General features: G+C 38.3%; 13 protein-coding genes. All 13 read left to right on the top strand.

What is annotated here, in order from left to right; translation table 11 throughout:
* Window positions 1-135: 135 nt before the first annotated feature.
* The 13 genes from D1953_RS01370 to D1953_RS01310 all read left to right on the top strand — a co-directional run bounded on the left by D1953_RS01370 (window position 136) and on the right by D1953_RS01310 (window position 11429).
* Window positions 136-408 carry an HU family DNA-binding protein gene (locus D1953_RS01370; protein ID WP_182480465.1) on the top strand — a complete coding sequence of 91 codons (273 nt, stop codon included), beginning with the start codon at window positions 136-138 and terminating at the stop codon, window positions 406-408.
* A 338-nt stretch (window positions 409-746) separates the two neighbouring features.
* A complete protein-coding gene (gene folE, locus D1953_RS01365; RefSeq protein WP_119115352.1) occupies window positions 747-1313 on the top strand; it encodes a GTP cyclohydrolase I FolE in 567 nt (188 codons plus the stop codon).
* 21 nt (window positions 1314-1334) lie between these two features.
* Window positions 1335-1568: a trp RNA-binding attenuation protein MtrB gene (gene mtrB, locus D1953_RS01360; protein ID WP_119115351.1), complete on the top strand. Its 234-nt coding sequence runs from the start codon at window positions 1335-1337 to the stop codon at window positions 1566-1568.
* Window positions 1569-1865: 297 nt separating this feature from the next.
* Window positions 1866-2690 (top strand): heptaprenyl diphosphate synthase component 1, encoded by an 825-nt coding sequence (locus D1953_RS01355; RefSeq protein ID WP_119115350.1) that lies wholly within the window; start codon window positions 1866-1868, stop codon window positions 2688-2690.
* Between the two features lie 3 nt (window positions 2691-2693).
* Window positions 2694-3401 carry a demethylmenaquinone methyltransferase gene (locus D1953_RS01350; protein ID WP_119115349.1) on the top strand — a complete coding sequence of 236 codons (708 nt, stop codon included), beginning with the start codon at window positions 2694-2696 and terminating at the stop codon, window positions 3399-3401.
* Window positions 3402-3435: 34 nt separating this feature from the next.
* The gene (gene hepT, locus D1953_RS01345; RefSeq protein WP_119115348.1) at window positions 3436-4398 is read left to right on the top strand and encodes a heptaprenyl diphosphate synthase component II; all 963 of its coding nucleotides are present in this window, start codon (window positions 3436-3438) and stop codon (window positions 4396-4398) included.
* A 106-nt stretch (window positions 4399-4504) separates the two neighbouring features.
* Window positions 4505-4951: a nucleoside-diphosphate kinase gene (gene ndk, locus D1953_RS01340; protein ID WP_119115347.1), complete on the top strand. Its 447-nt coding sequence runs from the start codon at window positions 4505-4507 to the stop codon at window positions 4949-4951.
* 161 nt (window positions 4952-5112) lie between these two features.
* Window positions 5113-5889, top strand: coding sequence for a CheR family methyltransferase (locus D1953_RS01335; RefSeq protein ID WP_119115346.1), 777 nt, complete (start codon window positions 5113-5115; stop codon window positions 5887-5889).
* A gap of 449 nt (window positions 5890-6338) precedes the next feature.
* Window positions 6339-7511: a chorismate synthase gene (gene aroC, locus D1953_RS01330; protein WP_119115345.1), complete on the top strand. Its 1173-nt coding sequence runs from the start codon at window positions 6339-6341 to the stop codon at window positions 7509-7511.
* 3 nt (window positions 7512-7514) lie between these two features.
* Window positions 7515-8600 carry a 3-dehydroquinate synthase gene (gene aroB, locus D1953_RS01325; RefSeq protein ID WP_119115344.1) on the top strand — a complete coding sequence of 362 codons (1086 nt, stop codon included), beginning with the start codon at window positions 7515-7517 and terminating at the stop codon, window positions 8598-8600.
* Between the two features lie 17 nt (window positions 8601-8617).
* On the top strand, window positions 8618-8983 hold the full coding sequence (aroH, locus tag D1953_RS01320; RefSeq protein WP_119115343.1) for a chorismate mutase: 366 nt from the start codon (window positions 8618-8620) through the stop codon (window positions 8981-8983).
* Between the two features lie 22 nt (window positions 8984-9005).
* On the top strand, window positions 9006-10103 hold the full coding sequence (gene hisC / locus D1953_RS01315) for a histidinol-phosphate transaminase (RefSeq protein ID WP_119115342.1): 1098 nt from the start codon (window positions 9006-9008) through the stop codon (window positions 10101-10103).
* Window positions 10104-10325: 222 nt separating this feature from the next.
* Window positions 10326-11429 (top strand): prephenate dehydrogenase, encoded by a 1104-nt coding sequence (locus tag D1953_RS01310; RefSeq protein WP_119115341.1) that lies wholly within the window; start codon window positions 10326-10328, stop codon window positions 11427-11429.
* Window positions 11430-11451: the final 22 nt, after the last annotated feature.

Here is an 11451-nt window from a genome sequence, read left to right as displayed (position 1 = left end):
TAACCAAAAATCCCCTAGTATGCAGTTTGAGCTTTAAGGGAATATATAATCTATTTAGAACGGGTAACAAATCACTATTATGTCGTTGTAATAATGATTTTTTATAAAGATCCTTTTTGGGAGGAGGTGAATGGCATGAACAAAACAGAACTAATTAATGAAGTTGTAGCAGCAACTGAAATTTCTAAGAAAGATGCTACAAAAGCTGTTGATGCTGTTTTTGATACAATCTTAGAAGCTTTAAAAAGTGGAGATAAAGTTCAACTAATCGGTTTTGGAAACTTTGAAGTACGTGAACGTGCGGCTCGTAAAGGTCGTAATCCACAAACGGGTGAAGAAATTGAAATTGCAGCTAGTAAAGTGCCAGCTTTCAAACCTGGTAAGGCACTGAAAGATGCTGTAAAGTAAAATTATACATACGGGTGCTTACCGTGAAAAGGGACCGCGTGCAAACGCGGTCCCTTTTTTTGCTTCTTATTTTCTATGTATGATAAGATAAAAGATGGTGTAAAAGAAAGTATAAACTTATTTGTTAGTTTTCGTTTATAATCTGTAGGCTACCTTCAGATTTTCTATTTACGTACGCAGTACACGGTTTACCTTTGGCCTTTTGTTTAGTCAGAGGAACAGGGTTGTACTTATACGATGGATTTAAACTTGTCAGCAGTGTCGAAAGGAATTCTATGCAGCCAATTGATAAATGCTAATCATATAAAAAATTCATGGGCGTATTAGGAGGAAAAGTAATGGCAAATGTGAATCATGCCAAAATTGAAGAAGCAGTGAAGATGATTTTGGAAGCAGTTGGGGAAGATCCGGAGCGAGAAGGTTTACTCGATACTCCACAGCGAGTAGCGCGAATGTATGAAGAAATTTTCTCGGGGTTAAGACAGGATCCGAAAGAATGTTTCGAAACGGTCTTTGGAGAAGATCATGAGGAACTTGTGCTTGTGAAAGATATTCCTTTTTACTCAGTATGTGAGCATCATTTAGTTCCTTTTTACGGAAAAGCCCATGTTGCATACATTCCGAGAAATGGACGAGTGACAGGATTGAGTAAATTAGCGCGTGCTGTAGAAGCGGTGTGCAGACGTCCGCAACTTCAAGAGCGAATTACAGCAACAGTTGTTGACGCGATTATGGATAAACTTGAACCGCACGGTGCAATGGTCGTTATTGAAGCGGAACATATGTGTATGACAATGCGCGGGGTGAAAAAGCCTGGTTCGAAAACGGTTACATCCGCTGTAAGAGGAATATTTGCAGAAGACTATCGAATGCGCACGGAAGTATTAGCCTTTATTAAAGAGTGATAAAGTGGAGAGGATAAAAGTATGGAAAATAAAACGATTAATGAATTTGTAGTTATTAAAGCTTTGGAAGATAGTGTGAATGTCATCGGGTTAACAAGAGGGACCGATACTAAATTTCATCATTCTGAAAAATTAGATTCTGGAGAAGTAATGATTGCTCAATTTACGGAGCATACCTCAGCTATTAAAGTTAGAGGGGCTGCTAAAATTTATACAGCTTATGGAGAAGTAGAGAGTGAGTCTAAAAAAGGATAATTTAATCCTGAGTACTTGTACACCATTTATCGTTTGATTCGTGACGAAAGTTTAGTTATTACAGTATAGAGGCATTCCATCTGATTGTTTTTATGGTATAATGGTGTGTGTTTTATACAAAATGTACAGATTAGACGAGTAATGAATTTTTGCGTCGGCCTTTATGAAAAGAACAGGATGAACAATTTCCTTTCATAGGCTGTGTGCTTTACTTAGTAGAATACTCCTTGCTGGCTTATTAGGGCAGAGGCGGGAATGCATTTAAAATTATCATTCGGGGATGCAGGGTGATCTCGATTGTTAAACATAATAAATGATGTAAAGGAATTACGGCAATTAATCAAAACAAAAGCCCATCATTCTTATTTACAAAAATATATAGAAGAGCCATTTGTTGATGAAGATAAGCTGCTGTTACTGTGGGGCTTGTTTAACGAATTGGAGATTCCAGACAATGAACGGAATCATTATATGCTGTCGACGATGCTTGTTCAAATTGCGCTAGATACGCATGAAAAGGTATCGAATACAAATGTAATGGGGAGTCCGGGTTTACTTAAGAATCGTCAATTAACAGTTCTTGCTGGGGATTATTACAGTGGGCTGTATTATCAAGTGCTGGCGGAAGTGGGAAATATTAATATGATTCGTGCGCTATCGAGCGCTGTCAAAAAAATCAATGATCATAAAATTCTTTTATATCAATACACGCTAAATAACATCCCTGATTTGCTCAATAGCTTCCGGGCAGTAGAAGCTTCGTTAATTTATAAAATAGCGGAATATTATCAAAAACCTGTTTGGATGGATGGGGCAGAGAATCTGCTGTTATTAAAACGATTGCATCGAGAAAAAGAGCAGTATCGGGAAACAGGACAATCTCTTCTTGTAGAAGGGATACGCCTCATTTTATTCCCTCATATAGCAATGGAAGTAGAACTTTCTAAAGAACAACTATTACAAGTGGAAAATACGATGGATTCTTGTATTGAGTATGCGATACAGTCTGTCAAACAGTCAAAAGGTGAACTTTCTTTAGCTAATGTGGAACTTCATCAGCGGATGGATGACATGTTATCGTTTACAGAGCTTAAAGTAAATTCATATGTGAAAGAAGGGTGAGCGATGGAACAGTCTAAAGAGCAAAAAGTTCATCATGTATTTGAGAAAATTTATGACAATTATGACACGATGAATTCAGTCATTAGCTTTCAACAACATGTTAAGTGGCGAAAAGCGACAATGAATAAGATGAAGGTTCCTAAAGGGGCTAAGGCGCTCGATCTTTGCTGCGGAACAGCAGATTGGACGATTGCACTTGCTGAAGCGGTTGGAGAAACAGGGGAAGTATATGGCTTAGATTTTAGTAAAAATATGCTGAAGATTGGTAAAGAAAAAGTACAAAAACGTAAGCTTGATCAAGTCACATTATTGCATGGGAATGCGATGGAGCTTCCATTTCCTGATAATAGTTTTGATTACGTGACCATCGGTTTTGGACTTCGAAATGTACCGGATTATATGCAAGTTTTAAAAGAAATGAATAGAGTATTAAAGCCAGGGGGGATGGGGGTATGTCTGGAAACATCTCATCCAACTTTATTTGGCTTCAAGCAATTATTCTCTTTTTATTTCCGTTTTATTATGCCGATGTTTGGGAAAATATTCGCTAAAAGTTATAATGAATATTCATGGTTGCAAGAATCAGCCCGAGATTTCCCAGGGATGAAAGAGCTTGAAAACATGTTCAAGCAAGCTGGTTTTGAGCAAGTGAGTTATAAGGCTCATACCGGCGGAGTAGCGGCAACTCATTTCGGGATTAAACCAAATTGAGCATGTTAGCAATGAACAAAGCTGGGTGGAATGTATGAAATATAAATTGAAGTATTCGTTTTTAAATTCTGATTTACAATTAGTTGAAAAAGAATTGGAAGCTGCTATTCATGCCGATTCAAGTGTTTTGACAGAGGCCTCCCTTCACTTGCTGCAATCGGGAGGGAAGCGAATTCGGCCTGTGTTTGTATTGCTAGCTGCAAGGTTTGGCGATTATGATATTCATGTTGTAAAGCATGTAGCAGCGACGCTGGAGTTGATTCATACCGCTTCATTAGTGCATGACGATGTTGTTGACGATGCCGATTTACGTCGCGGATCTGCGACGATTAAGTCTAAATGGGACAATCGTGTTGCTATGTATACGGGGGATTATATTTTTGCGAGGGCACTTGAAATGATGAGCGAGATTAACAATCCACGAGCACATCAGATTTTAGCGAATACTATGGTTGAACTATGTCTAGGGGAAATTGAACAAATTAAGGACAAATTTAATTTCGAACAAAATTGGCGGATTTATTTTAGAAGAATCAAACGCAAAACAGCTTTATTGATTGCCTCTAGTTGTCAATTAGGAGCTATTGCTACAGGAGCCGATGAAAGGATACAAAGAAGGCTGTTTAGGTTTGGTTATTATGTCGGAATGAGTTATCAAATCATGGATGATATCTTAGACTTTACCGCTTCAGAAGCAGAGCTTGGAAAACCTGCAGGCAGTGACTTGCTTCAAGGAAATATTACATTACCTGTATTAATTGCGATGAAAAATCCTGCTTTAAAGGAAATCATCAAAACGGTGCATGAGGAAATGTTGAAGGAAGATATGGGGGCAATTATTCAGGCTATTAAAGCATCCGGAGCCATCGAACAAGCGACAAGGATCAGTGATCAATATTTGGAAAAGGCTTTTAGAGAATTAGAAGAGTTACCTTCTAATAAAGCTCGAAAAACACTGTCTCAAATTGCGCAAAACATTGGAAAAAGAAAGTTCTAGAGGTTTTTTATACTTAGAGTTGCGAAACTTAACAAATGATGATAAGATTTCTAGGTGATTGCCTGAAAAAGGCAAATAATTTTGATACATAGTAGGAGTGACTATAATGGAAAGAACATTTTTAATGGTAAAGCCTGACGGCGTACAACGTAATCTAATCGGAGAAATCGTTTCTCGTTTTGAAAAGAAAGGCTTCCAACTTGTAGGAGCTAAATTAATGCAAATTTCTCAAGAATTAGCTGAGCAACATTACGGTGAGCATAAAGAGCGTCCTTTCTTCGGCGAACTAGTTGATTTCATTACATCAGGTCCAGTATTTGCAATGGTATGGGAAGGTGAAAATGTTATCGCAACAGCTCGTCAAATGATGGGTGCTACAAACCCTAAAGATGCTGCTCCAGCAACAATCCGTGGTGATTTTGCAGCAACTGTTGGTAAAAACATTATTCACGGTTCTGATTCACCAGAAAGCGCAGTACGTGAAATTGGTTTATTCTTCAAAGAAGAAGAAGTAGTAGAATACTCTAAATTAATCAGCGAGTGGGTATACTAATTCAATGTATGGCAATCAAACAGGTTTTTCGTTTTAAACGAAAAACCTGTTTTTTTATGTCTTTTGGCACTTGATTTTATTTAAATTAGTAAAGGTTTGTATCTTTAAGCCGATATATACAATGAATAGTATACATAAAAATAGATGAAGGGGTCGGAGCGATGCCTCAAGGGTATGAAGAATTTACTCAAAATATCAAAAGACTAACAGGAGTTGATCTTTCCTTATATAAGGAAGGGCAGATGAAGCGAAGACTTACTTCTCTTTACGAAAAAAAGGGATGCAAGTCGTTTCAAGAATATTTTCGAGTGATTCAGTCTAATCGTGAAGCATTGAATGAATTTTTAGATCGAATGACGATTAATGTTTCTGAGTTTTATCGAAATCAAAAACGATGGGAAGTATTAGAAAAGAAAATTCTTCCTTCACTTTTAGCTTCTTCAAAGAAATTAAAAATTTGGAGCGCGGCTTGTTCGACAGGAGAAGAGCCTTATACGATTGCAATGATCTTATCTAATTTTATGCCGCTTCATCAAATTGATATTTTAGCGACAGATATTGATGAGAATGTGATTGCACGGGCTAAGCTAGGTTTGTATCCTGAACGTTCCTTGGCAGAGGTTCCCGCTAATATGAGGCAAAAATATTTTACACAAGAAGGCAGCGGCTTTTATAAAGTAGCAGATGAAATTAAACGAACAGTAACGTTTAAAAAACATAATTTGCTTGCGGACCGGTTTGATACGGGATACGATTTAATTGTTTGCCGCAATGTACTTATTTATTTTACAGAAGAGGCAAAGAATACGCTGTATGAGAAATTTAGTACGGCTTTGAAGAAAGATGGCGTGTTTTTTGTTGGGAGTACAGAGCAGATTTTTAATCCGATTAACTATCAATTAGAAACACTTGATACATTCTTCTATAAAAAGATTTAATGATAAAGGGCTATATCCGTTTTAAACGGAGGGTCCTTTTTGTTTGAGGTATTGTTAAGCAATCGTGTGATCTCCTACAAATCAACATGTCATATATAGAAACTGCTAATCGACTTCTAGTGATTGTGCTTTATCCCTTGTTTTATATTAAAGCAATAGCATTAATCAAATGAGTTAGCAATTAACAGTGATGTTTAAATGAATCTTTTTTGTTAAAAAAAGGTATGAAGGGTAAGCTAGAAGCAGTTCATTTGGAGGTAATTGACTTAATATTCCGTAAAAGATAGGAGAGTTCGTGATTAAAATATATCGAAAAAAGTCGATAACGTGTAAAATAATATAAGGACGTAAAACAAAAGTCATTTTGTTTCTTTCATATTCCCACTTTTCTTAAAATTGTGGTATATTGATACATACATCCTTTAAAGTGCTAAAAGGGGGCAAATCAAATGAGATATTTAACAGCTGGGGAATCACATGGTCCACAACTGACGACAATTATTGAAGGATTGCCGGCAGGAATGCCGATTGAAAATGTTGATATTAATGAACAATTGGCACGACGCCAAAAAGGACATGGTCGTGGCCGCAGAATGCAGATTGAAAAGGACACAGCGTTTATTTCGTCTGGAGTGAGACATGGCTATACGCTTGGATCACCCATTGCTTTAGTCGTTGAAAACGATGACTGGAAGCATTGGACAAAAATTATGGGCAGTGAAGGGCTTACAGAAGAAGAAGCCGAAGAAATTAAACGAAAAATTACTCGTCCACGACCAGGTCATGCCGATCTGAATGGTGGAATTAAATATGGTCATCGCGATTTACGAAATGTATTAGAACGTTCATCAGCTCGTGAAACAACAGTTCGGGTAGCTGCGGGAGCGGTTGCCAAAAAATTATTATCTTTGCTGGGAATTGAAGTAGCTTCACATGTAGTAGAAATTGGAGGCATTAAGGCAAATCCAGCACCTTATGAAAGTATTCAACAATTGCAAGAAGTAACAGAAGCATCGCCTGTTCGTTGTTTTGATAAGGAAGTAGAACAACAAATGATGGATGCAATCGATGATGCGAAGAAAAAAGGCGATTCTATTGGTGGAATCGTAGAAGTAATTGTCGAAGGAATGCCTGTTGGTGTTGGAAGCTATGTACATTATGATCGAAAACTAGATGCAAAGCTTGCAGCAGCTATCGTCGGGATTAACGCCTTTAAAGGTGTCGAAATTGGTTTAGGCTTTGAGGCAGCGCATCGCTTCGGCAGTGAAGTGCATGATGAAATTGCATGGGATAAGGAAAAAGGCTACTATCGTAAAACAAACCGTTTGGGCGGCTTTGAAGGTGGAATGACTACAGGAATGCCAATTGTTATCCGCGGTGTGATGAAGCCGATTCCAACACTGTATAAGCCATTAAAAAGCGTAGACATTGATACGAAAGAAGTATTTGAAGCAAGCGTTGAACGTTCAGATAGCTGTGCCGTACCAGCAGCAGCAGTAGTGGCTGAAGCTGTCGTTGCATGGGAATTAGCAGCAGCGATTGTAGATCAATTCCCTTCCGATCGTTTTGATCAGTTAGCAGAGTATTTGAAAGCGTATCGAGAAGAAGTGAAGGAGTTTTAATTCATGGAATCGATTACGGTTAAAACATCCTCTAAGCAATACCCAGTATTTATTGGGAAACAGGCAATCGATACATTGCCGAACTTCATCGAGAGTCATGTATCGAAAGCTAATAAAATTTTAATTATTACGGATGAAAAAGTGGCAACACTTCACTTAGAAGCTGTTCAAGCAGTGCTGGCAGCTACGGGTAAACAAGTGTTTACACATATTGTTCCACAAGGGGAATATGCGAAAACATTTGATGTGTATTATGAATGTCAAAGTTATTGCTTATCACAGCAACTCAATCGAAAGTCATTAATTATCGCTCTTGGAGGCGGTGCTGTCGGTGACCTTGCTGGTTTTGTTGCAGCTACATTTATGAGAGGCATTCCGTTTATTCAAGTGCCAACGACATTGCTTGCTCATGATAGTGCTGTCGGTGGGAAAGTAGCGATTAATCATCCGCTTGGTAAAAATATGATTGGTGCTTTCTTTCAACCGGAAGCGGTCATTTATGATTTGAACTTCCTTGCAACATTACCCGAGCAGGAATTACGATCAGGTTTTGCGGAAGTGATTAAGCATTCCTTAATTGCGGATAGAGACTTCTATCATTGGTTAATGACAAATATTCAAGATTTGACGAAGATTACCGATGAGCAATTCTTCAAGATGATTAAAAGAGGAATTGAGATTAAAGCAGCGGTTGTGGAAGAAGATGAGAAAGAAAATGGCGTACGTGCCTATTTGAATTTTGGACACACTCTCGGGCATGCAGTAGAAGCCTCCATGGGGTATGGCAAGTTTACACATGGTGAATCGGTGTTAATCGGGATGGTATACGCGCTTAAACTGAGCCAGAAAAAGCAACAGCTTGTATTTGAGTACAATTCTTTTGTGGAGTGGGTTCAAGCGTTGGGGTACCGAACAACGATTCCGAAGCATCTGAAGATTGAGCAGTTATTACAGCTCATGAAAACGGATAAAAAATCTGTTACCAATTCAGCGACATTCGTTCTTTTAGAACAGGTTGGTGCACCGTTATTAGCAGAAATGGCGGATGAAGACCTATTAAATGAAATGGCGAATTTCATCGAAAGATAATGGGAGAGGACGGAGAAATGGTGATTAGAGGGATAAGAGGTGCAACGACGGTCGAACATGATACAGAAACTGAAGTAATGGCCGCGGTTGAAGAGTTAATGGCTGAGATGATTGCAGCAAATGATATTGACCCTGAGATGGTTGCTTCTGTATTTTTTTCTGCAACGGATGACATTAGCTCTGTCTTCCCAGCAAAGGCGTTACGAAATATAGAAGGCTGGAGATATGTTCCTGTTACTTGTATGGCTGAAATTGCAGTCGAAGGGGCCTTAACATCTTGTATTCGAGTAATGTTGCATGTTAATACGACGAAATCTCAACGAGAGATTCAACATATTTATCAAGCTGGTGCAAAAGTGTTGCGACCAGATTTAGCGGAATAATTATTTTATAGAGGTGAGTGTAATGAAATGGAATAAGGCAGTGCTTTCTTTAAAGCCTTACCAACCTGGTAAATCAACAGATGAAGTAAAACGTCAATACGGACTTGAAAAAATTGTGAAATTAGCTTCTAATGAAAACCCTTTTGGTTGTTCAGAACAAGTAAAGAAAAGTATTCAAGAATTTAGTAATTCTTTTGCCATTTATCCCGATGGCTATGCAACTGTGCTTCGTTCAGCAGTTGCTAAGCATACTGGGGTTAAAGAAACAGAGCTTATTTTTGGAAATGGGTCAGATGAAAATATCCAAATTATTTCACGAAGCTTACTTGGACCGGGGAAAAATACAGTAGCTGCTACAGGAACATTCTCACAATATCGTCATAATGCAACTCTTGAAGGTGCAGAAGTACGTGAAGTACCTCATGTGGATGGCGACCATGATTTAGATGCTATGCTTGCAGCTATTGATGAAAATACGGCTGTCGTTTGGGTATGTACACCAAATAATCCAACAGGAAAGTATATTCCAGAACAAAAGCTGCGTTCTTTCTTAGATCAAGTACCTGAAGATGTACTTGTTGTGTTAGACGAAGCATATTCTGAATATGCTGTGGCAGAGGATTATCCACGAACAAATCATTGGCATAATACATATAAAAATATTATTGTGCTACGTACTTTCTCAAAAGCTTATGGTTTGGCAAGTCTTCGCGTAGGGTATGGAATCGCTTGTGAAGAGATTATTCAAAGATTAGAGCCTTCACGTGAGCCATTCAATGTTAATACATTAGGGCAAGTAGCGGCTGTTGCGGCTCTTTCTGACCAAGAATTTCTAGAAACATGTCGTGCGGAAAATCGAAAAGGTATGGAGCAGTATTATCAATTCTGTGAACAGGAAAATGTATCATATTACCCTTCACAAGGGAACTTTATTTTCTTGCATTTTGAACAAGATGCGGATGAAATTTTCCAATACTTACTTAAGCGTGGTTTTATTGCTCGTTCTGGTAAATCATTTGGTTTCCCAACTAGCTTGCGTGTAACGGTTGGCTCTCAAGAAGAAAATGCAGGTATGATTGAAGCTATTAAAGGATTTTTACGTGCTGCTTCAGAGAAATAACTAAGGGAAGCCTCCAAGTCTAATAGATGGTTATTGTAAATCATTTTGTTAATCGAACTTAATCATGTTTTACAATATAGCCAAATATATAGAAAAAGCGACGAAGTGGTTCTCAAGTAGATGAGCCACTAGTCGTTATGATATTTATACTAGCGTCGAATGTTCAGGATTTCTAAACAAAGGGCATTTGAACGGCCAGTATAAAAAGCGGAGGGAAACAACGTGAATGGTAAGGTTTTTATAATTGGTCTTGGCCTAATCGGCGGGTCGTTAGCAATGGCTATTCGCCAAGCTCATGAAAGTGTTCATATTGTTGGTTACGATGTGAATGAAAATAATATTCAGCTCGCTAAATTACTAGGCATTGTAGATGATTCTGTTGATTCTATTGCAGAAGGTGTTCTTGAGGCGGACTTAATATTACTTGCTGTTCCGGTTGATCAAACAGAAAAAATTGTTATACAATTAGCGGATATGAAGCTGAAAGATGATGTAATTGTAACAGATGCGGGCAGTACAAAAAGTACCGTAGTGGAAGCAGCAAAGCATTTAATGAATCGAGGCATTACTTTTATTGGCGGTCATCCGATGGCAGGGTCACATAAAAGTGGGGCTGGGGCAGCTAAACCCCATTTATTTGAAAATGCTTTTTATTTATTAACACCTTCAGATAACTACCATACAAAGGAAATCAATCAATTGAAAGAATGGTTAAAAGGGACAAGAGCCAACTTTTTAGTTGTTAGTCCTCATACGCATGATTGGTTAACAGGTGTCATTAGTCATTTTCCTCACATTATTGCCGCGGGACTTGTTAAACAAGCACAAACATATAGCGAAGAAAATGAGCTTGTTGCGCGATTAGCAGCCGGGGGTTTTCGCGATATCACAAGGATTGCTTCAAGCAGTCCAGAAATGTGGCGTGATATTCTTTTACATAATCGCGATGTTCTTTTGGATTTAATGGACGATTGGATCATGGAAATGGCACATATTAAAGAGCTTGTCGCAAATCGAGATAGTGGAGAAATTTATCGCTTTTTTGCTGAGGCAAAGGTATTTCGCGATGATATGCCAGTTCATGCAAAAGGGGCCATTCCTGCCTATTATGATTTATATGTCGATATTCCAGATACACCAGGGAGTCTCGCTGAAATTACTGGCTTGCTGGCACAAAAAGGGATTAGCATTACGAATATTCGCATTATCGAGACTCGAGAAGAAATTTATGGAGTCCTCGTTATTAGCTTCCAAAATGAAGAGGATCGCTTAAAAGCAGCAGAAGCTATCGGAAACTATACGACTTATGAAACGATTTTGGCGTAATTTTTAAAAAGTAAAGGGTGAT

Origin of the sequence: Peribacillus asahii (assembly GCF_003570725.1) — a bacterium.
Lineage (GTDB): Bacteria > Bacillota > Bacilli > Bacillales > DSM-1321 > Peribacillus > Peribacillus asahii.
The sequence above is the reverse complement of the archived record's forward strand: the minus strand, read 5'-3'. Positions and strand labels throughout refer to the sequence as shown.